We start from the raw sequence: 21927 nt of genomic DNA on the forward strand, positions 1-21927 counted from the left end.
CCCGAGCAGGGCGAGCCTCCCCCCCCGCCCCAACGCCCGCCCCAATCAGGCCCCGAAAACCAGTCCAAATGATCTTTCAACCCCCCTACGGGTGAAGAACCGGACACTCCTCTCCGGAATCCACCCGAAAAACAAAAGAAAACGGAATCCAGGGCGATCCCCTCAACCCCCCGGCGCGGTTAACGTTGCGTGAGTTGGACGTCACTCAGCGAGCGCTCGGAAGGGAAGAGCCATGCGCGTTGGAGTTCTCACCGGCGGCGGTGACTGCCCCGGTCTCAACGCCGTCATCCGCGCTGTCGTCCGCAAGGGCGTGCAGGAGTACGGCCTGGAGTTCGTCGGTTTTCGCGACGGTTGGCGCGGCCCGCTGGAGGGCGACACCCAGCCCCTGGACATCCCCGCGGTGCGCGGCATCCTGCCCCGCGGCGGCACGATCCTCGGCTCTTCGCGGACCAACCCCCTCAAGGTGGACGACGGCATCCGCCGGATCAAGGACAACCTGGCGAAGTTCGAGGTGGACGCGCTGGTCGCCATCGGCGGCGAGGACACCCTGGGCGTCGCCGCCCGGCTCGTCGAGTACGGCGTGAACACCGTCGGCGTGCCCAAGACCATCGACAACGACCTGTCCGCCACGGACTACACCTTCGGCTTCGACACGGCCGTCAACATCGCCACCGAGGCCATCGACCGCCTGCACACCACCGCCGAGTCCCACCGCCGGGTGCTGGTGGTGGAGGTGATGGGCCGCCACGCCGGGTGGATCGCGCTGCACGCGGGCCTCGCCGGCGGCGCCAACGCCATCCTCATCCCCGAGCAGCGGTTCGACGTGGACCAGGTCTGCGCGTGGGTGGAGAGCCGGTTCCGGATCAAGTACGCCCCGATCGTGGTCGTCGCCGAGGGCGCCGTGCCCAAGGAGGGCCAGATGGTGACGAAGGGCCAGATGCTGGACTCCTTCGGCCATGTGCGGCTGTCCGGGATCGGCGAGTGGCTCGCGGAGCAGATCGAGGAGAAGACCGGCAAGGAGGCCCGCACCACGGTCCTCGGCCACATCCAGCGCGGCGGCACCCCGAGCGCGTTCGACCGCTGGCTGGCCACCCGGTTCGGCCTGCACGCGATCGACGCGGTCAAGGAGGGCGACTACGGCAGGATGGTCGCGCTGCGGGGCACCGACATCGTGCGGGTGCCGCTCGCCGACGCCACTGCCAAGCTGAAGACCGTGGACCCGTCGCTGTACCAGGAGGCCGGGGTCTTCTTCGGCTGAGGCCCCCGCCCCCCGCACGGCCACCGGGGCGCGCCCCCTCCGCACAGGGCGCGCCCCGGATCCCGTCACCGCCCGACGAGCACCGGCTGGAGCAGCCGCGTGACGATGCCCGGCCCGTCCAGCGTCAGCACCGACTCGGGGTGGAACTGCACCCCGGCGAGCCCCGCCCCGCGCAGCGCCACCACGTCCCCGCTCACCGCGTCCCGTGCCACCTCCACCCCGGCCAGGGCCAGCCGCTCCGCGTCACCGTCCCCGCACCGCGCGGTGAACGTGCTGTAGAACCCCACGGTCTCGGCCTGCCCGAACAGGTCCACGGTCTCCTGCGCACCCTGGTACGGCACCGCCTTGCGCACCAGCGGCAGCCCCAGCTCCGCCGCGAGCAGCTCGTGCCCCAGGCACACCCCGAGCAGCCCGTGCCGGTGCTCGCGCAGCAGGTCGCGGGCGAGCCGGCGCAGCATCCGCATCCTGGGGTCGTCCGCGTCCGCGGGGTCGCCGGGCCCCGGGCCGAGCACCACTGGCCCGGGGTGGCCGAGCGCCGCGGCGGCCAGCCCCGGGGTGTCGAAGCGCCGCACGGTGACCGTGAGACCGGTGGCCCGCAGCAGGTGGGCCAGCATCGAGGTGAACGTGTCCTCGCAGTCCACGACCAGGGCGTGCCCGGCCAGCGGCCCCGGCGCCTCACCGGTGTGCATCCGCAGCCAGAACGGCGCGAGCTTCGCCCGGCGCGCCGTCAGCGCCCGCGCCACCCGGGGGTCGTCGGCCAGCGCGGGGCGCGCGCCCCCGTCCGCCGCGGCGCGCGGGGCGGCCGGGCGCACACCAAGCGCCGCCAGCACCCCGGCGGCCTTCGCGTGGGTCTCGGCGACCTCGTCGCGGGGCCGGGAGTGCCGCACCAGGGTGGCGCCCACGGGCACCTCCAGCCGCCCGTCGCCGTCGAGGTAGGCGGTGCGGATGAGGATCGGCGAGTCCAGTGTCTGCCCGCCGCCCGCGTCCCGCCCGATGAGGGCGAGCGCCCCCGAGTAGTAGCCGCGCCCGCCGGACTCGTGCCGCTCGATCACCCGGCAGGCGTTCTGCACCGGCGACCCGGTGACGGTGGCCGCGAACATCGTCTCCCGCAGCACGTCCCGCACGTCCCAGGTGCTGCGTCCGCGCAGCTCGTACTCGGTGTGCGCGAGGTGCGCCATCTCCTTCAGCCGCGGCCCGAGGACCTGCCCGCCGAGGTCGCCGACGGCGCACATCATCTTCAGCTCCTCGTCCACGACCATGGTGAGCTCCTCGATCTCCTTGGCGTCGTGGAGGAACGCGAGCAGGTCGTCGGCCGAGGGCCCGGAGGCCGGGTAGCGGTAGGTGCCGCTGATCGGGTTCATGGTGACGACGCCGCCGCTCATCCGCACGTGCGCCTCGGGGCTTGCGCCGAGCAGGGTCCGGTCCGGCGTGCGCACCAGGTACGTCCAGTAGGCGCCGCGCTCGTCCGCGAGCAGCCGCCGGTACAGCGACAGCGCCACGGTCGCGCCGAACCCGGGGACGCGCCCGCCGAACGTCCTGCGGACGACGAAGTTGGCGCCCTCGCCGCGCCCGATCTCGTCGGCGACGACCCGCTCCACGACGGACGCGTACGCCTCGTCGTCCACGTCGAACGCGCCGTCCTCCACCACCGCGGGCACCCGCGGCAGCTCCCGCAGCAGCTCCGCGAGCCCGACGGTGTACGCCCGCTCGGGCCGCAGCACCAGCAGCGGCGTGCCGTCGTCCCGCACGTCGAACCCGCGCTCGCGGATCTGCCGGAACGGCACCACGGCCAGCGCGTCCGCGACCGCCTCCCCGCCGGCGGGTGCCCCGGAGGGCAGCGCGATGTCGGCGAGCCGCTCGACCTCCCCGACCGGGCCGAACAGCGCCTCCACCACCTCGCCGCCCCGCTTGATCAGCGCGAACGGCCCGGCGTCGGGATCGAGGGCCATCCGCACCAGCTCCGCGGCGCCGACCGCCGGGGCGCCCGCCCCGCCAGCACCCCCGCCGCGCGCGGCGCTCCCCGCGTCCCCGCCCCCACCGATTCCCCCGCTGTCGTGACCACGCACAGTGCGTCCTGCCTCTCCCTCGAAAGCCCCGGAAGGAGGGACAGCCGCCGCACACAGCAGAAAGGCCGCCCCTCGGGGCGGCCGGCGAAAACGAGATCGCGCGTATCAGGCGGCCGCCGCTTGGGCGTGCCACCACCAGTCCTGAACGATGCGCGCGAACATGCGGCGAACTGTAGCGCACCGCCCGCCCGTACGGCAGCGGGCGCGCGATGCTGGAAAGGTGACGGAGTTGCTCACCTTCGGCCACGGCACCTCCGGCCGCGAGCAACTGGCGGCCTGGCTGACCGGCGCCGCCGTGCGGGCGGTGGTGGACGTCCGCACCGCCCCGGGCAGCCGCCGCAACCCCGACGCGGGCCGCGCCGAGCTGGAGCGCGCGCTGCCGCAGGCCGGCATCGCCTACCGCTGGGAGCGGCGCCTGGGCGGCTTCCGCCGGGTGCCGGAGGACTCCCCGGACACGGCGTGGCGCAACGCCTCCTTCCGCGGCTACGCCGCCCACACCCGCACCCCGGAGTTCCTGGCCGCGATGGAGGTGCTGCTCGGCGAGTGCCGCGCCGCGAGGACGGCGGTGATGTGCGCGGAGTCCGTGTGGTGGCGCTGCCACCGCCGGATCATCGCCGACTACGCGGTGCTGGCCCGCGGCGCCGAGGTCCGGCACCTGATGCCCGGCGGCCGCCTCGTCCCGCACACCCCGACCCGCGGTGTCCGCCTGCGCCCGGACGGCCTGCTGGTGTACGACGCGGAGCCCTGACCCGCCCCTGACTCGCCCCCCGACCCGTCTCCGCCCGCCCCGGCGCCCGGCGCGCCGGGCGCAGGGCCCATCCTGGTCATCGGCGACACCGGTGACCCGGCGGCCCCGCACCGGGGCCGCCCCCCGCGCGGCACGGTCCCCGCCGACGGCACCACCCGCACGTCCCGACCGACGTCCCGACCGACGTCCCACAACCGCGAGGGCCCTTTGATGAGAACGCCGCTCACCGCCCGGGGCACGGCCCTGGCGGCCGCCGCCGCGCTGACGGTCTCCCTGCTCACGGCCTGCCAGGACGGAGAGGGCGACCGGTCGGACTCGGCCCGGCCCGCCTCCCCGTCCGCCACCGCCCCGTCCTCCGCGGGGCCGTCCTCCGCGCCCCCGTCCGCCGGTGCCCTGCCCGCCTCCCTCACCGGCCAGCGGATCGCCTGGCGGGCCTGCGGGGCGCCGACGGTGAACCAGGGCGGCGGCGACCGGCCCCAGCCGCTGAACGGCACGGCGTGGGAGTGCGGCACCCTCAAGGCCCCGCTGGACTGGGCGGAGCCGGGCGGCGAGACGATCGGCGTAGCGATGATCCGGGCCAAGGCGGCCCGGCCGAAGGAGCGCGTCGGCTCGCTGGTGTTCAACTTCGGCGGCCCCGGCGGCTCCGGCGTGTCGATCCTGCCCTCCCTGGCCGCCGACGACTACGGCACCCTGCACAAGGCTTACGACCTGGTGAGCTTCGACCCGCGCGGCGTCGGCGAGAGCTCCGGGGTGCGCTGCCTGACCGACGCGGAGATGGACGCCGAGGAGGCGGGTGACAGCACCCCGGACACGGCGGCCGAGGAGCGGCGACTGCTCGCCGACGCCAAGGAGGTCGCCGCCAAGTGCGCCGAGCGCGCCGGGCGGATGCTGCCGCACGTGGACACGGCCAGCGCGGCCCGCGACCTGGACCTGATGCGGCAGGTGCTCGGCGACCGGAAGCTGAACTACTTCGGGGTCTCCTACGGCACCGAGCTGGGCGGCGTCTACGCCCACCTGTTCCCGCGCAACGTCGGCCGCACCGTCTTCGACGCCGTCGTCGATCCCACCCAGGACGACCTCGCGGACGCGCTCGGCAACGCCGAGGGCTTCGAGCTGGCGCTGGACCACTTCGTGGCGGCGTGCGACGAGCAGACGCGGGGGAACTGCCCGATCGACTCCAGCGAGGACCTCGCCGGGCTGCTGGAGGACATCGACGCCGAGCCGCTGCCGACCGACGACGGCGACCGCAGGCTCACCGAGGACGCCGCCACCATGGGGGTCGTCGCCACCCTCTACGACCAGGAGTACTGGCCCGCCCTCGCCCAGGGTCTGAACGAGGTGCGCCGGTCCGGCGAGGGCACCACGCTGCTGACGATCGCCGACGCCTACACGGGCCGCGACGAGCAGGGCCGCTACGACACGAGCACCTACGCCAACATCGCCGTGAACTGCGCCGACTCCGGCCACCGGTACACCGTGGCGGACGTGCGCGCCCACCTGCCGGAGTTCCGCGAGGCGTCGGCGGCCTTCGGGGATGCGCTCGCCTGGAGCCTGCTCGGCTGCACCGACTGGCCGGTCACCGGCCGCAAGGCCCCGCTCGACGTCAGCGCGCCCGGCGCCGGGCCGATCCTCGTCATAGGCAACACCGGCGACCCGGCCACCCCGTACGCGGGCGCGAAGCGCATGGCGGACGGCCTCGGCGAGGGCGTCGGCGTCCACCTGACCGTGCGCGGCGAGGGCCACGGCACCTACGGCGTCAACGACTGCCTCACCGCGAAGGTGGACGCCTACCTCCTCGACGGCACCGTCCCCGCGGACGGCACCACCTGCCGCTCCTGACGCCCACCGCGCCCCGCCCTCACCCGGCCCGGCGCAGCAGCATCTGCGTCGCCACCACCGGGCGGCCGTTCATGGTGCGGCCGGGGACCTCCCTGGCCTCCTCCACGTCCGTCCCGGCGAACAGCTCCCGCAGCCACCGCGGGGTGTGGTGGCGCACCACCGCGCCGTCGCTGGTCTCGAACACACCGTAGGTGCCGTACCGCCCGGCGAAGCGCTCGTACCGGGCGCGGTTGCGCTCGTCGTCCTGGAGGCACAGGTCGCTGAGGTACAGCAGCCCCCCGGGCCGCAGCACCCGCAGCAGCTCCGCGACCAGCTCCCGCTGCGCCGCGTCGGTGGGCACGCAGGTCAGCACGGCGAACAGCAGCACCGCGTCCACCGCGCCGTCCGGGTGGGGCAGCCGGGGCGGGTCCTGGAGCAGGGTGAACCGGCCCCCCGGGTGCTCCTCCCGGGCCCGCGCCAGCAGGTTCGGCGCGACGTCCACGCCCTCCACGTCCGTGAAGCCCAGCTCGGCGAGCTCCCCGGTGAGCCGCCCGTACCCGCAGCCGTAGTCCAGGATCCGGGCCCGCCGGTCCAGCCGCTCCAGCCACGACGGCTCGACCGGGTACCCGAAGGTCTTCTCCGTGCCCGCGGAGTCCCAGTAGTCCCTCTGGTTCCCAAGATCGGTCATGCCCCGAGCCTCCCAGAGCGACCACCCCCCGACCAGCCGGATCACACCGGCAACGCCCGCCGCACCTCGGCGATGAGCTGCTGCGCCTGGGCCCCGAAGACGGCGGATTCGCGGAGGGTCTGCCATACGCGCAGGTGGGTGGCGGTGCTGTCGGCGTCGTCGAGCCACAGTTCCGCGTGCCAGGTCTCCACCACCACTTGGCGGTCGTCGTAGATCCAGAAGCCGACACCGGCGGGGATCTTCAACTGCGCGGTGAGCGGGACGATACCCAGTTCGACGGTGTCCAGGCCGATCACGCCGAGCAGGCGGTCCAGTTGCGCGGCGAGCACGGACGGCGGGCAGATCCGGGCGTGCAGCACGGCCTCCCACAGCAGGATGTGGTACCGCTTGCCCGAGTCGTACAGCCCTTCCTGGCGCTTCATCCGGGTCCGCACCGCGTCGTCGATGTCCCGCCCGGCCCCGTGCAGCTCGGCGAAGCGGGTGAGGACGGCACGCGCGTAGTCCGGGGTCTGGAGTACGCCGACGATCCAGGACGACTCCCACGCGCGCAGCACCGCCGCGTCGGCCTGCGCGGCGTTGTGCGCCTCCTGGACCGGGCGGTTCCCCGCGGCGAGCTGGCGGCGCCACGACCTGACCTGGGACTCGAGCCCTCTGAGGCGCGCGTGCAGTTCCTCGGCGGCGTCCGGCTGGTCTGTCGCCTCCGCCCAGGCGCGCAGATCCTCATGGGTCGCTGTCTGGCGGCCGTTCTCCAGCTTGTAGATCTTGGAGTGCGGCCAGCCCAATCGCTGGGCCAACTGCGGGCCGGTGAGCCGACCTCCGGGGGCCGCAAGGCGCAGCTCCCTCAGCCGTTCCCCGAGAGCCTGTCTCGCGTGCTGGAAGTCGGTGCTCACCGGTCACACGTTAGTGCGCGGGCATCTCCGCGACGAAGGTCGGGGAGTGCACGGCGTAGTGCCAGGCCGCGTCCCGGACCTGGGCGTAGCGCAGGACCCTCACCGGCTCGGTGATCAGCTCGACGTCGAGCAGGTTGTCGTCCTGGTCGAAGTTGAGCAGCGCGACCAGCCGGGAGTCGAACAGCCAGAAGTCCTCGGCGGGCAGCCCGATCCGGTCGGCGTCCGCGCGCCACAGGTTGCGGATGTCCTCACCGGCGGCGCCGTTCCGCTTGGCGTTCTCCAGCAGGAAGAGCTGACCGGGCGTCGGCGGGCTGTCCACGATGCGCACCCGCTCGAACCGCTTGCGCTGCTCCGTCTGCGCCCGCACGTTGCGGCACCACTCGTTGGTGAAGTCCCATCGCACGGGCTCGCCCGCCGTGAATTGGGCGTAGGCGTCGGTGGCCTCGTCGGAGGCGTACCGGCGGCGGGTCTCCAGCCGCCACGCGGTGTGCTCGAAGGTCTCGAAGAGCCTGCCGAACTCGTCCAGATCGATGATGCGCGGCACGCGGGTGACCTCCTTGGGGGCGAAGTCGACCAGCAGTTCGCGGGGCACCACGACGGGCACCTCGCCCTCGCCGAGGTGTCGGAGCTGGGCGATGTCCTCCTCGTCGGTGAGGGGCTTCCCCTGCACGATGATCTCCCCGCTGTCCGCGTCCTCGTGCACGGTTGGGCAACCGCCGTTGCTCGACCCCGTCCCGATGAAGCGCAGTCGTCGCGCCATGTAACCGCCTCTCTCGAATGGCGTGTGACCCGACAAGCATCCACGGCACCGCCCCCCCCGTCGGGACGGCTTTCCCGAGACCACACGGGACCATCCGGGAACAGCCACCCGAGGTTCGAGAACATTCGAGAACATCGCATGGCAGCCCCCGCCTCCCTGTCCCTAACGTCCCGATTACGCAACGCACGGCGAAGGGGCCGAATGGTGAGTCAGGAACCGCCCGCGGTGGGGACCTACGTCCGGGACCGCGAGGACAGGGTCGGCCGGGTGATGGACGTCTCGGGGGCCACCGTGTGGCTCCGGCCGCCCCGTGGCGGCACCGAGTGGACGGCCTCGGTCGGGCAGGTGGAGCCGGTCTCCGCGGGCGAGGCGCTCGGTGTCGCCGTCCGGGAGGCCAACCGCCGGGCGAAGTGGTTCCGGCCCGCGCGGGGATGACGCCCGGGCCCGGGAGCACGCGGTGGAGGTGCCGGAGGCACGGGTTCGCGGTGCGGTCCTGGCGGTCGCCGGGGGCGAGGACGTGGCGGGCGGCTGGTGGCTGGGCGGGCAGCGCTTCCTGTCCGTCTGCCTGATCGCGTGCAGCCCGCACCGCTTCCGGCCGGAGTACCCCTGCCCGCAGCGGTAGGGGCGCCTAGCGGAGCGCCCCGGTCGCGGCGGCCCGGACGAAGGCGGTGAAGGCTTCGGGGGTGAAGGTGAGGGCCGGGCCGTCGGGGTCCTTGGAGTCGCGGACGGCGACGACGCCGGGGGAGAGGGCGGCGACCTCGACGCAGTCGCCGCCGGTGTCCCCACTGTGGCTGGACTTGCGCCACTGGGCGCCTTGGAGGGCGGCCACTTCGACGCACTGGCCGCCGGTGTCGCCGCTGTAGGAGGACTTGCGCCAGCGGGCGCCGGACAGGTCAGGGCTGCTCTTCCCCATAGCGTTCCTCCATCACCCGGGCGATCGAGTCCGCCGAGTCCTCGACGGACAGTGCGGATGCTCGCAGCAGATCGTAACGGAGGGAGAGCTCGGTGACTTCCTCCGAATCGATGGTCGGATGAGAGGAGTTGTAGCCCTCGGTGTAGCCGAGGTCGGGGTGGTCCTTGAAGCGGAGGACGTTGAAGGAACCCATGAGTCCTGCGTGGGCGCCCGCCGCGAACGGGAGGATCTGGATCTTCACGTGGTCGCTGTTCCGGAAGGACAGCAGGTGTGCCAGTTGCTCGCGCATCACCGCGCGCCCGCCGACGGGGATGTGCAGGGCGGCCTCGTGGAGGATGACCCACACCAGGGGCGGCTTCGGGCGGGCGAGGATCCGCTGGCGCTCCATACGGGTCGTGAGCCGTGCGTCGAGCTTCTCCTTGTGGACGGCGCCCAGCACCGCGCAGGCGTACGCCTCGGTCTGCACGAGGCCGTAGACCACCTGCGTCTGGAACGACGAGATGGACACCGCCTGCTCCTCCAGCGCCGCGTACTGCCGGAACCACTTCGGCAGCGCGCTCTTGCGCACCAGCTCCCACAGCCGCAGCAGCGCCCCCTCCGCGTGGAGTGCCGCGTCCGCGCGCTGGGTGAAGTCCAGCGTGGGGGCCTTCTGAGCCCGCTCGATCTGGCAGATCAGCGAGCCCGTGCAGTAGATGATCTCTCCGAGCTGCTTCTGGTCGAGGCCCTGTGCCTCCCGCAGCCGCCGCAGCTCCGCTCCGAAGAACGCCAGCACCGACGAGGTCGGGTCCAGGTCGCGGTACGCAGTTCCCACAGCCGGCTCCCCCCAACATATTGACGGGTTGTCTTTGCCTGGCGACACAGCGTAGTGACCTGGATCTCCCCATGTGGGCGGAATCCGGTAACCGGTCTCATCTGGTGGGCAGGGCTCCGGAGCCCTCTGCGCACCCTTTAACCTTGCGAGGGTGACCGTGAACGCAAACACCTGGCGAGACCTGCCCGCGGCGCAGCAGCCCGAATGGCCCGACCCCGAGGCTCTGCGCGCAGTGATCGCGGACCTCGAGTCGTATCCGCCGCTCGTCTTCGCCGGCGAGTGCGACCAGTTGCGCGCGCGTATGGCTGCCGTCGCCAGGGGGGAGGCGTTCCTGCTCCAGGGCGGTGACTGCGCCGAGACCTTCGACGGCGTCTCCGCCGACCAGATCCGCAACAAGCTCAAGACGCTGCTCCAGATGGGCGCCGTCCTCACCTACGCGGCGTCCGTGCCCGTGGTGAAGGTCGGCCGCATCGCGGGGCAGTACTCCAAGCCGCGCTCGAAGCCCACCGAGACCCGGGACGGGGTGACCCTGCCGGTGTACCGGGGGGACTCGGTGAACGGGCTGGCGTTCACCCCGGAGTCCCGGACCCCGGATCCGGAGCGGCTGAAGCGGATGTACCACGCCTCCGCGGCCACGCTGAACCTGGTGCGCGCCTTCACCACCGGCGGCTACGCCGACCTGCGGCAGGTGCACGCCTGGAACCAGGACTTCGTGCGGTCCTCGCCGTCCGGCCAGCGCTACGAGGCGCTCGCCCGCGAGATCGACCGGGCGCTGACCTTCATGCACGCCTGCGGCGCCGACCCGGAGGAGTTCCGCACCGTCGAGTTCTTCTCCAGCCACGAGGCGCTGGTGCTGGACTACGAGACGGCGCTCACCCGCGTGGACTCGCGGACCGGGCAGTTGTACGACGTCTCCGGGCACATGGTGTGGATCGGGGAGCGCACCCGGCAGTTGGACGGCGCGCACATCGAGTTCGCCAGCCGGATCCGCAACCCGATCGGGGTGAAGCTCGGGCCGACGACCACCCCGGAGGACGCCCTGACGCTGATCGAGCGGCTCGACCCGGAGCGGGAGCCCGGGCGGCTGACGTTCATCACCCGGATGGGCGCGGGCCTGGTCCGCGACCGGCTGCCGGAGCTGATCGAGAAGGTCACCGCGTCCGGGGCCCGCCCGGCGTGGGTGTGCGACCCCATGCACGGCAACACGTTCGAGGCGGAGAGCGGCCACAAGACGCGGCGCTTCGACGACGTGCTGGACGAGGTCAAGGGCTTCTTCGAGGTGCACCACGCCCTCGGCACCCACCCGGGCGGCATCCACGTGGAGCTGACCGGCGACGACGTCACCGAGTGCGTGGGCGGCGGCCACGAGATCTTCGTGGACGACCTGCACCAGCGGTACGAGACGGCCTGCGACCCGCGCCTGAACCGGAGCCAGTCCCTGGACCTGGCGTTCCTGGTGGCGGAGATGTACCGGCAGAGCTGAGCGCCGGGAACGAGAACGCGAGCAGGGGTGCGGCCCGTGGTGGGCCGCACCCCTGCTCGCGTGCGCGCGGTGGCGGTGCTCCGTATCGGCGCCCCGACTGGTCGAATGCCCGTTTGGGCGGGGTGGCGCCGGGGGTAAGGTTAGGTTAACCTCACTGTGTCCGGTACGAGCCGCTCCGAGGGGTGTACCCGCATGTACGTCTGTCTGTGCTTCGGTATCACGGAGCAGCAGGTGCACGCCCACCGGGAGGCGGGGGCGTGCTCGCCGCGGCAGATCGCGTCCGTCTGCAAGGCGGGCACCGACTGCGGCGGGTGCGTTAAGCGGATACAGGCCCTGCTCGGCCGCACCACGGACTCCTGCGCCCGGCGCAAGGCGCCCGTCACCGCGGACCGGGCCGTCACCGCCGCGGAGCCCGTGCCCGCCGTCTGAGGCCCTCGGCGGCCCCGGGGTCGGCTCAGTCCGAGTCGCCCGACGGCTGCTCGATCTGCTGCGCCAGGTACAGCGGCTCGCCCAGCTTCTCGATCAGGTCGAGCTGGGTGTCCAGGTAGTCGATGTGGTGCTCCTCGTCCGCGAGGATCGACTCGAAGATGTTGGCCGAGGTGACGTCGCCCTTGGCGCGCATCACCTCGATGCCGCGCCGGAGGCGGTCGATCGCCTCGATCTCGACCTGCTTGTCCGCCTGGAACATCTCCGTGACCGTCTGGCCGACCCGGACGTGGAACAGGCGCTGGTAGTTCGGCAGGCCCTCCAGCAGGAGAATGCGGTCGGTGAGCACCTCGGCGTGACGCATCTCGTCGAAGGACTCGGACCGGGTGTACCTGGCGAGCTTGGTCCAGCCGAAGTTCTCCTGCATCTTGGCGTGCAGGAAGTACTGGTTGATGGCCGTCAGCTCGGCGGTGAGCTGCTCGTTCAGGAATTCAAGGACCTCGGGGTCGCCCTGCATGACGCGCCTTCCTCGAAGCGTTGCGGCAAAAGCTCTTCGAAACGCATCTTGACACCCTCGGGCCTTGGCTTCCAGTAAGTACATGCTTACTATGGCTTGCCTATCTTCAGTCCGGTCTTCGGTGAGGCTCGCCTAATGGGGCGGTAATTTCGGATGTGGGCCGGTGCGGGGGCGGGCACGGGCGTCTGTCACCATGGAGGCATGGGTGAGGACGAGCGGGTGCGCAGGCTCCCGCCGGGCCAGCGGCCTCAGCGGGGCTGGCCGGTCCTGCACTACGGGCCCGTGCCGAGGTTCCGGCGGGAGCGGTGGGAGTTCCAGGTCTTCGGGGCGACCGCCTCGGGCGAGAAGCACACCTGGAACCACGACGAGTTCTCGGCGCTGCCGCACACCACGGTGGTCGCGGACTTCCACTGCGTCACCAAGTTCTCGATGGTGGACGTGGAGTGGAACGGGGTGGCCACCGCCGAGATCCTGCGGCTGGCGCCGCCCGCGCCGGACGTCACCCATGTGATGGTGTGGGCGGAGTACGGATTCAGCTCCAACCTGCGTCTGGCGGACTTCGCCGATGAGCGCTCCCTGTTCGCCACCCACCGCGCGGGCGAGCCGCTGACCGCCGAGCACGGTTTCCCGGTCCGCCTGGTCGTGCCCCACCTCTACGCCTGGAAGGGCCCCAAATGGGTCCGCGGCGTGGAATACATGGTCGCCGACCGCCGCGGTTTCTGGGAGGAGCGCGGCTACCACAACATCGGCGACCCCTGGCGGGAACAGCGCTACTCGTACCAGGAGGCCCCGGGGGAGGGCCCGGAACTGTAGGCGGTGGCCGCCTGGCCCCGGGGACGGGCAGGCGGGGAGCGGGGGGGCGGCGTCCGGCCGGGCCCCACCGTCGGCGCCCATTCGGCCGCCGCCCCCGCTCCGGGCGCTCACAGGCTGAAGTAGTCCACCTTCAACCGCGGAATGTAGTTCGCGATGTCCGAGTAGTACTGCACGATCTGGTCGTGGAACTGGTCGTACGAGTGCTTGAGGTCGTGCAGGTTGTTCACCGCTCGGTGGGCCTGCTCCGCCGGAATGCTGCCGAGGATTTTCACCGCCTCGTCCAGCAGCCCCACATGCCCGGCCTGCACATCCATCCGCATGTGGGCGATGAGCGGAACCGCGCACTCCGGCGGATAGCCCGCCATCCGGGCCGCGCGGTGCAGGCTCTCCGCCGCCGCCTCGAAATCGTCGGCCCGCGCCTCGAACAGCGTGGTGCAGGCGATGTACGAGAGCGTGTCCTGCCGGGCGATCTCGCACAGGTTGTTGATGAGCGACCACGTGCCGATCAGCGGATGCGCACCGGTGATCTGCTCCTCGGGCAACCCCATGTGCCGGAGCGCCCTCACCATCATCCCGGAGTGGTCGTACTCCTCGGTGAAATAGTCCGACAGCAGCGGGATCAGCCGCTCGTCCGAGCAGTGCGCGATCGCCGTCGCGATGTGCTTCGGCGCGCTCTTCACATAGTGGTAGGTCTCCATGACCATCCCGAGGAAGACCTCGCCGCGCAGCGCCCCGGACTCCAGTCCCGCGAACAGGTTGTGGTAGCCGATCTGCCTGCCCCACATGTCGCAACTGGCCTTGATCCGCGCCGCGAACTCCTCCCCGGGCACGGACTCCAGCGGGGTGGCGCGGTGCAGCAGCCCCAGGGAGCGGAACGTTTCTGCGATGTCGCGCACCGAGTCCTCGTCGGTGCCCGCGAGCTTGGCTATCTCCGGAATGGAGTGACGGCCGTCGAAGTACCGTTTGATGGTGAGGAACTGCTCGCGGGTTCCGAACTCCTCGGTTATCTCGAAGTATTCCTTGCCGACGATCATCAGTATCGGGGCGTCCTCGGACGTCCACCGGAAAGTGCAGTGCCGCAGTCTCGGGTATTCGATTTCCGCGGCGGTGTCCGCCTGCGCGACGGCGGGGGTGTGCGCGGGGGCGCTCATGGGCGGTGTCCTTTCTCGGCGGGCCGGGCGCGGCAGGCGCGGCCCGTGTGCGGATGGGGCCGCGCCTGCGCGGGAGCGGCGACTAGCCGCAGGTGATGACGGCTGACATGCGGGGACCCTGCTGGGGGGCTTCGACCTTCTTCACCGAGATCTTGACCATGGTGCTCCTCCACTCGTGGGGGCGGAACGGATACCCGTACCCCGGGTAATGGGGATGCGGGGGGTCTTTGAGCTTCGCGCAGCCCGGCGCGTGCGTCTACGGGGCCCTGTGTGAGCCGGGTCACGTTTACCGACTTCTCGTCAGGCGAATGCACAAAGCGGCCGGGGCGTGGGTTCAGAGTGCCGTGGAAAGCGCTATCCGGCAATAGAGGATAGCGGTGCCCCGGGCCTTCCCCGCCGATTTCCGGCCGTCAAACGCGGTTGACGGATGTGGTTGACTGGCCGGAATTGGACCCACCCCGGGCCCCATCCCTCGGGAGGAAAGCATGGCCGAAAGTCTCGCCCGGTACGGCGAGGGAACCCGCTCCGTGCACGCCGGGCGCCCCCCGGCGGAGCCGTACGCCCCCGCGCTGCCGGGGCCGGTGTTCGCCTCGCACTTCCACCTTCCGGGCGAGCCCGTCGGACCGTACACCTACGGCCGCGACGGCAACCCGACCTGGACGCTGCTCGAACAGGCGTACTCCCAGTTGGAGGCGCCGCACGGGGAGGCGCACACCGTCGCCTTCGCCTCGGGCATGGCCGCCGTCTCCGCGGTGCTGCTGTCGCTGGTGCGGCCGGGGGAGACCGTGGTGCTGCCGTCCGACGGCTACCAGGGCCTGGCGCTGGCGCGGGAGCGGCTGGAGGTGAACGGGGTCACCGTACGGTCGGCGCCCACCGCGGACGACGCCCAGCTCGAGGTGCTCGAAGGCGCCCGGATGCTGTGGATCGAGACACCGTCCAACCCCGGTCTTGACGTGTGCGACATCCGCCGTCTCGCGGAGGCCGCGCACGCCGCCGGGGCGATCGTCGTCGTGGACAACACGCTGGCCACGCCGCTGGGGCAGCGCCCGCTGGAACTGGGCGCGGACATATCCCTGGCCAGTTGCACCAAGTCGCTGTCCGGCCACGCCGACCTCCTGCTCGGCTATGTGAGTTGCCGCGACGAGGAGCACGCCCGGACGGTCCGGCTGTGGCGCAAGACCGCCGGTTCCATCCCCGGGCCCATGGAGGCGTGGCTGGCCCACCGCTCCCTGGCCACCCTGCACCTGCGCCTGGACCGCCAGGCCGACAACGCGCTGGCGCTGGCCCGGGCGCTGCGGGAGCGGCCCGAGGTGACGGGGCTGCGCCACCCGGGCCTGCCCGACGACCCGTCCCACGCCCTGGCCTCCGCGCAGATGCGCCGCTACGGCCCGGTCGTCTCCTTCACCCTGCCCGACCGGGAGCACGCCGAGCGCTTCCTGTCCGGGCTGCGCCTGGTCGGCGAGGCCACCAGCTTCGGCGGCGTGCTGTCCACGGCCGAGCGCCGGGGCCGCTGGGGCGGCGACGACGTGCCGGAGGGGTTCATCCGCTTCTCGGCCGGCGTGGAGGACGCCGACGACATCGTGGCCGACGTGACCCGGGCCCTGGACGCGGCCCGGTAGGGCCGGGGCGCGCGGGAACGGGCGGGAACGGGCGGGAAGGAGCAGGGACGAGCAAGGGCAGGAAGACCAGGGAAGACCAGGGATGACCCAGGAAGAGCAGGTGGAGAGAAGGGGAGTGCGGTGGAATTACCGCTGCCGGTCGTGAGCACTACCGCGCTGACCGCCGTGCCCGCCCTGCGGCTGGTCCCCTCCGCCGGGGGCCCGCCGCGGGCGGACGCGCTGGTGGTGGGGGTGACCGCGGGCGGGCGCGGCCCGGTCGTCGCGCCCGGAGGGCAGGACGTGGACCGGGCGTTCGGCGGGCACCTCGCCGCGGTGCTCACGGCGCTCGGGGCGCGCGGCGAGGAGGACGAGCTGCACCTGCTGCCGTCGCCGCCCGGCCTGCCCGCGCCGGTCGTGGCGGCGGCGGGGCTCGGCCCCGGGCACGGGCCCGAGGCGCTGCGGCGGGCGGCCGGGACCGCGGCGCGGGCGCTGGCCGGGCGGGGCACCGTCGCCCTGCTGCTGCCGTGCGGCGACCCCGCCGCCGTGGACGCCGTCGCGCAGGGAGCGCTGCTCGGCGGCTACGCGTTCACCGCCTACCGCACCGGGCCCGCGGCCGGGCCGCCGCCGGGCGAGGTGCTCGTGGTGTGCGAGCGGTCGGGCGAGGAGGCGTTCGCGGCGGCCGCGGCGCGGGCCGCCGTGGTGGCGGCCGAGGTGAACCGGGCCCGCGACCTGGTCAACGCCCCGCCGGGCGCGCTCACCCCGCCGGTGTTCGCCGCGCTGGCCGAGGCCGCGGGCGCCGGGTGCGGGGTGGACGTGGCGGTGCTGGACGAGCGCGCGCTCGCCGACGGCGGCTACGGCGGCATCGTCGGCGTCGGCCGGGGCTCGGCCGCGCCGCCGCGCCTGGTCCGGCTGGGGTACGCGCCCCACCCGGGGCGGCGGAGCGCGCTGGCGTTCGTCGGCAAGGGCATCACCTACGACTCCGGCGGCATCTCCCTCAAGCGGGTCGGCCAGAACGAGACCATGAAGTACGACATGGCGGGCGCCGCCGCCGTGCTGTGCGCCGTCCTGGCCGTGGCCGGGCTCGGCCTGCCGGTCAACGTCACCGGCTGGCTGGCGCTGGCCGAGAACATGCCGTCCGGCACCGCCACCCGCCCCGGCGACGTGCTGCGCATGTACGCGGGCACCACCGTGGAGGTGCGCAACACCGACGCCGAGGGCCGCCTGGTGCTCGCCGACGCCATGGCAAGGGCCGCCGAGGAGCGGCCGCGGGCCCTGGTGGACGTGGCCACGCTGACCGGCGCGGTCATGGTCGCCCTGGGCCGGGACACGTTCGGGATCATGGGCAGCGACGACGCGTTCCGCGACGCCGTCCACGCCGCCGCGGGCGAGGCGGGCGAGCCGTCCTGGCCGCTGCCGCTGCCGCCCGAGCTGCGCGCCGCCCTGGACTCCGACGTGGCGGACCTGGCCAACACCGGGGCCGCGGGCACCCGTGGCAAGGCGGCGTCGGCGCTGATCGCGGGGCATTTCCTGCGCCGGTTCGCGCCCGCCGGGGTGCCGTGGGCGCACCTGGACATCGCGGGCCCGGCGTACAACCCGGACCGGGAGCGCGGCCACCTGCCCAGGGGCGGCACCGGGGCGGGCGTCGCCACCCTGGTCCGGCTCGCCGAGCGGGCGGCGGCGGAGTGGGCGGCGGGGGCGCGCTGAGCCCCGTCAGGCCGCCCTCGCCCGCTGCGTCACCGCGATGCAGGCCAGCACCAGCAGCGCGGTCACCGGCGCCGCCCAGGTGAGCCGCTCGCCCATCAGCAGCACCGCCCACACCAGCGTCACCAGCGGCTGGGCCAGTTGGAGCTGGCTGGCCCTGGCCACGCCGATGGCCGCCATGCCCCGGTACCAGACGACGAACCCGAGGAACTGCGACACCGCCGCCACATAGACGAGCCCCAGCACCGACTCCCCGGTCAGCCGCGCCGGCTCCGCGGCCAGGCCGAGCACCGCCGTCGGCACCATCACCGGCAGCGCCGCCACCACGCCCCAGGCGATCACCTGCCAGCCCGGCATCCGCTTCGACAGCCGCCCGCCCTCGGCGTACCCGGCCGCGCACACCAGCAGCGCCCCGAACAGGTACAGGTCCGCCGTGGTCGGCGCGCCGCCGCTCTGCTGGAGGGTGAACCCCGCCACGGCCGCGGCGCCCGTCAGCGCGGCGCCCCAGAACACCCGGGACGGGCGGGTGCCGGTCAGCGCCGCGGACAGGGCGGCCGTGGCCAGCGGCAGCGCGCCGATGACCACCGCGGAGTGGGCCGTGGACGACGTCCGCAGGGCCAGGGTGCTCAGCAGCGGGAACCCGACGACGCAGCCGCCCGCCACGGTGAGCAGCGCCGGCCAGTCCCGCCGCGCGGGCAGCGGCACCCGGCAGGCGGCCAGGCACGCCCCGGCCAGCAGCGCCGCGAGCACCCCGCGCAGCCCCGTCACCGTCCACGGCCCGAGGCCGTCCAGCGCCCAGACCGTGCCGGGGAAGCTGAAGGAGAACGCGATCACGCCGAGCGCGGCCGGCAGCGTGCCGCCGCGGGCCCCGGAGGCGGCGGCGGGGGAGGCAGAGGAGGAGGCAGAAGGGGAGGGGTGCTGCGCTATCGGAAGGGGCTCGATAGCGCTATCTTGTGCCGTCATGTACGAGCGTAGCAGCGTAGCCGAACTGGCCGCCATCCTGAAGCAGGAGCTGGACCGCTACCCGGTGGGGGAGAAGCTGCCGTCCAGTCGGGAGCTGGTCAGACGGCACCGCGTCAGCCCCGTCACCGTCTCCCGGGCCATCGCCCAGCTCGCCACCGAGGGCCTGGTCGTCCCCAGGCCCGGCTCCGGCGTGTACCGGGCCGCGCCGCGCGCCGGCGCCGGACCGGTGGGCGACGTCTCCTGGCAGGAGGTGGCGCTCAGCGCCGAGTCCGGCACCGCCGCGGGGGAGGCCGGGCCGCGCAGCGTCGACGCCTCCGGGGTGCTGGCCACCCTCACCGTCCCGCCCGTGGACGTCATCGACCTCGGCGGCGGCTACCTCCACCCCAGCCTCCAGCCCGAGCGGGCCCTCGGCGCGGCGCTGGCCAGGGCCGGCCGCCGCCCCGGCACCTGGGCCCGCCCGCCCGTGGAGGGCCTCACCGAGCTGCGGGCCTGGTTCGCCCGGGACATCGGCGGCCCGGGCGGGGTGCTCAGCACCTCCGACGTGCTGATCACCGCGGGCGGGCAGAACGCGCTGTCCACCGCGCTGCGCTCGCTGGCCGCGCCCGGGGCGCCGGTGCTGGTGGAGTCACCGACCTACCCGGGCACGCTCGCCGCCGCCCGCGCCTGGGGGCTGCGGCCCGTCCCCGTGCCCGTGGACGGCGAGGGCGTGCGCACCGACCTGCTCGAGCACGCCTTCCGGTCCACCGGCTCCCGGCTGTTCGTCTGCCAGCCGCTGTTCCAGAACCCGACCGGAGTGGTGCTCTCGCCCCGGCGCCGCGCCGAGGTGCTGCGGATCGCGCGGGCCGCGGGCGCCTTCGTGGTGGAGGACGACTTCGCCCGCCGCCTGGTGCACGCCGACGCCTCCGCGGTCCCGTCCGCCGTCCCGCCGCCGCTCGCCGCCGACTCCGCCGACGGGGTCGTCGTGCACGTGCGCTCGCTGACCAAGGCCACCTCGCCCAGCCTGCGGATCGGCGCGCTCGCCGCGCGCGGGCCCGCCCTGGAGCGGCTGCGCGCCACCCAGGTGGTGGACAGCCTGTTCGTGCCCCGCCCGCTCCAGGAGACCGCGCTGGAACTGGTCGGCGCGCCCTCGTGGGGGCGGCATCTGCGCACCATCTCCGAGGCGCTGCTGGAGCGCCGGGAGGCCGCCGTGACGGCGCTGCGCCACCACCTGCCGGGGCTGCTGCCCGCGACCGTCCCCGTCGGCGGGTACCACCTGTGGCTGAAGCTGCCCCCGGGCGCCGACGAGGCGCGGCTCGGGGCGGCGGCGGTGCGCGCCGGGGTGGCGGTCACCCCGGGCACGGCGTACTTCGCGGCCGAGCCGCCGGGGCCGCGGCTGCGGGTGAGCTACGTCAGCGCGGCCGGCACCGCGGAGATCGCGGAGGGGGTGGCGCGGCTGCGGCGGGCGTACGAGGGGCTGGGGCTCGTGCCGTGACGGGGCCCCGGCCCCCGGCCGGAAGCGGATCCCGGCCGGAAGCGGGCGCGGCCGAAATGGGACGCGGCCGGAAGTGGGGCGTGAACCTGTCACGAGGTGCTCATGGCGCCTTCATGGAGTGACAAGTATTGATATCTGTCACCTGTCCTGACAGGGTGAACGCCGCACCGCCAACGCCGCGTGCGCGGGGGCGCCCGGCCCCGCCCGCACCCACTTCCAGGGAGGAACCACATGCACACCCGTCGGTTAGGGAAGACCGGCCCCGACGTCTTCGCCCTCGGCCTCGGCTGCATGGGCATGTCGGCGCTCTACGGCGAGGCCGACCGCGCCGAATCCCTCGCGACCATCCACGCCGCCCTCGACGCGGGCGTCACCCTGCTCGACACCGGTGACTTCTACGGCATGGGCCACAACGAGCTGCTCATCGCCGAGGCCCTGCGCACCGCCCCCGCGGGCCGCCGCGAACAGGCCCTCACCAGCGTCAAGTTCGGCGCGCTGCGCGACCCCGACGGCGAGTTCGTCGGCTTCGACGGCCGCCCCGCCGCCGTGAAGAACTTCGCCGCGTACTCCCTCCAGCGGCTCGGCGTCGACCACATCGACGTCTACCGGATCGCCCGGGTCGACCCCCAGGTGCCCATCGAGGAGACCGTCGGCGCCATCGCCGAACTCGTCGAGGCCGGGCACGTGCGCCACATCGGCCTGTCCGAGGTCGGCGCCGACACCATCCGCCGCGCCGCCGCCACCGCGCCGATCGTGGACGTGCAGATCGAGTACTCGCTGTTCGACCGCGGCATCGAGAAGCGGATCCTGCCCGCCACCCGGGAGCTCGGCATCGCCGTCACCGCCTACGGCGTGCTCTCCCGCGGCCTCCTCTCCGGCCACTTCGGCCGGGACCGGCAGTTGGGTGCCGACGACTTCCGCTCCCACTCGCCGCGCTTCCAGGGCGAGAACCTCCAGCGCAACCTGGACCTCGCCGACGCGCTGCGCGGCATCGCCGAGCGCAAGGGCGTCACCGTCGCCCAGATCGCCATCGCCTGGGTGCTCTCCCGCGGCGAGGACATCGTGCCGCTGGTCGGGGCCCGCCGCCGCGACCGGCTGAGCGAGGCGCTCGGCGCCCTGGAGGTCACGCTGGAGGACGCCGACTTCGCCGCCGTCGAGGAGGCCGTGCCGGCCGGGGCCGCCGCGGGCGACCGCTACCCGGAGGACCAGATGGCGCTTCTCGACAGCGAGCGCTGACCGCGGCGCCGGGTACGGTCATCCCCATGGCCACGACCGAGCCGCTGACCGCCGAGCGCATCCTCGAGGCGACCGAGGAGGTGCTGCGCCGCCACGGCCCCGCCAAGGCCACCGTGGTGGACGTGGCCCGCGCGCTCGGCGTGAGCCACGGCAGCGTCTACCGCCACTTCCGCACCAAGGCGGCGCTGCGCGAGGCGGTCACCCAGCGCTGGCTGGAGCGGACCGTGACGTCCCTCGGGGGCGTCGCGGCGGGGCCCGGGGAGCCGGAGCGGCGGCTGCGGCGCTGGCTGACGGAGCTGTTCGCCGCCAAGCGGCGCCTGGTCGGGGACGACCCGGAGCTGTTCGCCACGTACATGGTGCTGGTCGGCGAGAGCAGCACGGTGGTGGACCGGCACCGGGCCGCCCTCGTCGGGCAGCTCGCGGCGATCATCCGGGAGGGGGCGCAGCAGGGCGCGTTCGCCGTGTTCGCCGACACCGAGGCCACCGCGCGCGCGGTCTTCGACGCCACCGACCGCTACCACCACCCCGCCCACTCCCAGGACTGGCACACCCCCGGCGTCGACGCGGACTTCACCGCCCTGCTGAACCTGCTCGTGCGGGCGCTGCGCCGGTAGGC

At 73.5% G+C, this 21927-nt stretch carries 22 protein-coding genes; 13 read left to right on the forward strand and 9 right to left on the reverse strand.

The window, feature by feature from the left end; all coding sequences use genetic code 11:
- The first annotated feature begins 232 nt into the window (after window positions 1-232).
- A complete protein-coding gene (locus ACYVO2_RS14815) occupies window positions 233-1258 on the forward strand; it encodes a 6-phosphofructokinase (RefSeq protein ID WP_461008238.1) in 1026 nt (341 codons plus the stop codon).
- Between the two features lie 65 nt (window positions 1259-1323).
- On the opposite strand, the gene ACYVO2_RS14820 is transcribed toward ACYVO2_RS14815, so the two are convergent.
- Entirely contained in the window at window positions 1324-3207 is a 1884-nt protein-coding gene (locus tag ACYVO2_RS14820; protein ID WP_461008239.1) for an anthranilate synthase family protein, read from the reverse strand.
- Between the two features lie 337 nt (window positions 3208-3544).
- Between ACYVO2_RS14820 and ACYVO2_RS14825 the strand changes: the two genes are divergently transcribed.
- Both ACYVO2_RS14825 and ACYVO2_RS14830 read left to right on the forward strand, forming a co-directional pair.
- Window positions 3545-4072, forward strand: a complete 528-nt coding sequence (locus ACYVO2_RS14825) for a DUF488 domain-containing protein (RefSeq protein ID WP_461008240.1) — start codon at window positions 3545-3547, stop codon at window positions 4070-4072.
- A gap of 210 nt (window positions 4073-4282) precedes the next feature.
- Window positions 4283-5911 (forward strand): alpha/beta hydrolase, encoded by a 1629-nt coding sequence (locus ACYVO2_RS14830; protein WP_461008241.1) that lies wholly within the window; start codon window positions 4283-4285, stop codon window positions 5909-5911.
- Window positions 5912-5930: 19 nt separating this feature from the next.
- Here the strand turns inward: ACYVO2_RS14830 and ACYVO2_RS14835 are convergent, their stop codons facing one another.
- Genes ACYVO2_RS14835 through ACYVO2_RS14845 form a run of 3 tightly spaced genes read right to left on the reverse strand, consistent with a single transcriptional unit; the run spans window position 5931 to window position 8228 of the window.
- Entirely contained in the window at window positions 5931-6578 is a 648-nt protein-coding gene (locus tag ACYVO2_RS14835) for a class I SAM-dependent methyltransferase (protein WP_461008242.1), read from the reverse strand.
- Window positions 6579-6619: 41 nt separating this feature from the next.
- The gene (locus ACYVO2_RS14840) at window positions 6620-7468 is read right to left on the reverse strand and encodes a helix-turn-helix domain-containing protein (protein ID WP_461008243.1); all 849 of its coding nucleotides are present in this window, start codon (window positions 7466-7468) and stop codon (window positions 6620-6622) included.
- A gap of 10 nt (window positions 7469-7478) precedes the next feature.
- Window positions 7479-8228, reverse strand: coding sequence for a DUF6879 family protein (locus ACYVO2_RS14845; protein ID WP_461008244.1), 750 nt, complete (start codon window positions 8226-8228; stop codon window positions 7479-7481).
- A gap of 225 nt (window positions 8229-8453) precedes the next feature.
- Between ACYVO2_RS14845 and ACYVO2_RS14850 the strand changes: the two genes are divergently transcribed.
- On the forward strand, window positions 8454-8663 hold the full coding sequence (locus tag ACYVO2_RS14850; protein WP_461008245.1) for a hypothetical protein: 210 nt from the start codon (window positions 8454-8456) through the stop codon (window positions 8661-8663).
- Window positions 8664-8685: 22 nt separating this feature from the next.
- The gene (locus ACYVO2_RS14855; protein ID WP_461008246.1) at window positions 8686-8850 is read left to right on the forward strand and encodes a hypothetical protein; all 165 of its coding nucleotides are present in this window, start codon (window positions 8686-8688) and stop codon (window positions 8848-8850) included.
- A gap of 6 nt (window positions 8851-8856) precedes the next feature.
- On the opposite strand, the gene ACYVO2_RS14860 is transcribed toward ACYVO2_RS14855, so the two are convergent.
- Together ACYVO2_RS14860 and ACYVO2_RS14865 are read right to left on the reverse strand one after the other, a co-directional pair.
- A complete protein-coding gene (locus ACYVO2_RS14860; protein ID WP_461008247.1) occupies window positions 8857-9141 on the reverse strand; it encodes a DUF397 domain-containing protein in 285 nt (94 codons plus the stop codon).
- A complete protein-coding gene (locus ACYVO2_RS14865; protein WP_461008248.1) occupies window positions 9122-9952 on the reverse strand; it encodes a helix-turn-helix domain-containing protein in 831 nt (276 codons plus the stop codon). Before ACYVO2_RS14865 ends, ACYVO2_RS14860 begins: the two co-directional genes overlap by 20 nt.
- A gap of 151 nt (window positions 9953-10103) precedes the next feature.
- Here ACYVO2_RS14865 and ACYVO2_RS14870 point away from each other — a divergent pair, with 151 nt between their 5' ends.
- Both ACYVO2_RS14870 and ACYVO2_RS14875 read left to right on the forward strand, forming a co-directional pair.
- Window positions 10104-11435, forward strand: a complete 1332-nt coding sequence (locus ACYVO2_RS14870; RefSeq protein ID WP_461008249.1) for a class II 3-deoxy-7-phosphoheptulonate synthase — start codon at window positions 10104-10106, stop codon at window positions 11433-11435.
- A 192-nt stretch (window positions 11436-11627) separates the two neighbouring features.
- Entirely contained in the window at window positions 11628-11864 is a 237-nt protein-coding gene (locus tag ACYVO2_RS14875) for a (2Fe-2S)-binding protein (RefSeq protein WP_461008250.1), read from the forward strand.
- A gap of 25 nt (window positions 11865-11889) precedes the next feature.
- Here ACYVO2_RS14875 and bfr read toward each other — a convergent pair whose 3' ends face one another.
- Window positions 11890-12378, reverse strand: a complete 489-nt coding sequence (bfr, locus tag ACYVO2_RS14880; RefSeq protein WP_461008251.1) for a bacterioferritin — start codon at window positions 12376-12378, stop codon at window positions 11890-11892.
- 201 nt (window positions 12379-12579) lie between these two features.
- On the opposite strand from bfr, the gene ACYVO2_RS14885 reads away from it, so the two are divergent.
- A complete protein-coding gene (locus ACYVO2_RS14885) occupies window positions 12580-13191 on the forward strand; it encodes a sulfite oxidase-like oxidoreductase (RefSeq protein ID WP_461008252.1) in 612 nt (203 codons plus the stop codon).
- Window positions 13192-13298: 107 nt separating this feature from the next.
- Here the strand turns inward: ACYVO2_RS14885 and ACYVO2_RS14890 are convergent, their stop codons facing one another.
- A complete protein-coding gene (locus ACYVO2_RS14890; protein ID WP_461008253.1) occupies window positions 13299-14342 on the reverse strand; it encodes a thiaminase II/PqqC family protein in 1044 nt (347 codons plus the stop codon).
- A 485-nt stretch (window positions 14343-14827) separates the two neighbouring features.
- On the opposite strand from ACYVO2_RS14890, the gene ACYVO2_RS14895 reads away from it, so the two are divergent.
- Together ACYVO2_RS14895 and ACYVO2_RS14900 are read left to right on the forward strand one after the other, a co-directional pair.
- Window positions 14828-15961 carry a cystathionine gamma-lyase gene (locus ACYVO2_RS14895; RefSeq protein WP_461008254.1) on the forward strand — a complete coding sequence of 378 codons (1134 nt, stop codon included), beginning with the start codon at window positions 14828-14830 and terminating at the stop codon, window positions 15959-15961.
- 165 nt (window positions 15962-16126) lie between these two features.
- Window positions 16127-17644 carry a leucyl aminopeptidase gene (locus ACYVO2_RS14900; RefSeq protein WP_461008283.1) on the forward strand — a complete coding sequence of 506 codons (1518 nt, stop codon included), beginning with the start codon at window positions 16127-16129 and terminating at the stop codon, window positions 17642-17644.
- A 6-nt stretch (window positions 17645-17650) separates the two neighbouring features.
- Here ACYVO2_RS14900 and ACYVO2_RS14905 read toward each other — a convergent pair whose 3' ends face one another.
- Window positions 17651-18604: a DMT family transporter gene (locus ACYVO2_RS14905; protein WP_461008255.1), complete on the reverse strand. Its 954-nt coding sequence runs from the start codon at window positions 18602-18604 to the stop codon at window positions 17651-17653.
- On the opposite strand from ACYVO2_RS14905, the gene ACYVO2_RS14910 reads away from it, so the two are divergent.
- The 3 genes from ACYVO2_RS14910 (at window position 18603) to ACYVO2_RS14920 (ending at window position 21925) form a co-directional block, all read left to right on the forward strand.
- Window positions 18603-20075, forward strand: a complete 1473-nt coding sequence (locus ACYVO2_RS14910) for an aminotransferase-like domain-containing protein (RefSeq protein ID WP_461008256.1) — start codon at window positions 18603-18605, stop codon at window positions 20073-20075. The genes ACYVO2_RS14905 and ACYVO2_RS14910 overlap by 2 nt on opposite strands.
- Window positions 20076-20306: 231 nt before the next feature.
- A complete protein-coding gene (locus ACYVO2_RS14915) occupies window positions 20307-21311 on the forward strand; it encodes an aldo/keto reductase (RefSeq protein ID WP_461008257.1) in 1005 nt (334 codons plus the stop codon).
- 26 nt (window positions 21312-21337) lie between these two features.
- Window positions 21338-21925 carry a TetR family transcriptional regulator gene (locus ACYVO2_RS14920; protein ID WP_461008258.1) on the forward strand — a complete coding sequence of 196 codons (588 nt, stop codon included), beginning with the start codon at window positions 21338-21340 and terminating at the stop codon, window positions 21923-21925.
- The last annotated feature ends 2 nt before the right edge of the window (window positions 21926-21927 follow it).

It is taken from the genome of Streptomyces capparidis (genome assembly GCF_054782095.1).

What these genes read in the sequence shown, in the direction of transcription:
- ACYVO2_RS14815 (WP_461008238.1), top strand. Translation starts at nt 233, where the DNA reads ATGCGCGTTGGAGTTCTCACCGGCGGCGGTGACTGCCCCGGTCTCAAC.
- ACYVO2_RS14820 (WP_461008239.1), bottom strand. Translation starts at nt 3,207, where the DNA reads ATGGCCCTCGATCCCGACGCCGGGCCGTTCGCGCTGATCAAGCGGGGC.
- ACYVO2_RS14830 (WP_461008241.1), top strand. Translation starts at nt 4,283, where the DNA reads ATGAGAACGCCGCTCACCGCCCGGGGCACGGCCCTGGCGGCCGCCGCC.
- ACYVO2_RS14835 (WP_461008242.1), bottom strand. Translation starts at nt 6,578, where the DNA reads ATGACCGATCTTGGGAACCAGAGGGACTACTGGGACTCCGCGGGCACG.
- ACYVO2_RS14845 (WP_461008244.1), bottom strand. Translation starts at nt 8,228, where the DNA reads ATGGCGCGACGACTGCGCTTCATCGGGACGGGGTCGAGCAACGGCGGT.
- ACYVO2_RS14860 (WP_461008247.1), bottom strand. Translation starts at nt 9,141, where the DNA reads ATGGGGAAGAGCAGCCCTGACCTGTCCGGCGCCCGCTGGCGCAAGTCC.
- ACYVO2_RS14875 (WP_461008250.1), top strand. Translation starts at nt 11,628, where the DNA reads ATGTACGTCTGTCTGTGCTTCGGTATCACGGAGCAGCAGGTGCACGCC.
- bfr (WP_461008251.1), bottom strand. Translation starts at nt 12,378, where the DNA reads ATGCAGGGCGACCCCGAGGTCCTTGAATTCCTGAACGAGCAGCTCACC.
- ACYVO2_RS14885 (WP_461008252.1), top strand. Translation starts at nt 12,580, where the DNA reads ATGGGTGAGGACGAGCGGGTGCGCAGGCTCCCGCCGGGCCAGCGGCCT.
- ACYVO2_RS14890 (WP_461008253.1), bottom strand. Translation starts at nt 14,342, where the DNA reads ATGAGCGCCCCCGCGCACACCCCCGCCGTCGCGCAGGCGGACACCGCC.
- ACYVO2_RS14895 (WP_461008254.1), top strand. Translation starts at nt 14,828, where the DNA reads ATGGCCGAAAGTCTCGCCCGGTACGGCGAGGGAACCCGCTCCGTGCAC.
- ACYVO2_RS14910 (WP_461008256.1), top strand. Translation starts at nt 18,603, where the DNA reads ATGTACGAGCGTAGCAGCGTAGCCGAACTGGCCGCCATCCTGAAGCAG.
- ACYVO2_RS14905 (WP_461008255.1), bottom strand. Translation starts at nt 18,604, where the DNA reads ATGACGGCACAAGATAGCGCTATCGAGCCCCTTCCGATAGCGCAGCAC.
- ACYVO2_RS14915 (WP_461008257.1), top strand. Translation starts at nt 20,307, where the DNA reads ATGCACACCCGTCGGTTAGGGAAGACCGGCCCCGACGTCTTCGCCCTC.
- ACYVO2_RS14920 (WP_461008258.1), top strand. Translation starts at nt 21,338, where the DNA reads ATGGCCACGACCGAGCCGCTGACCGCCGAGCGCATCCTCGAGGCGACC.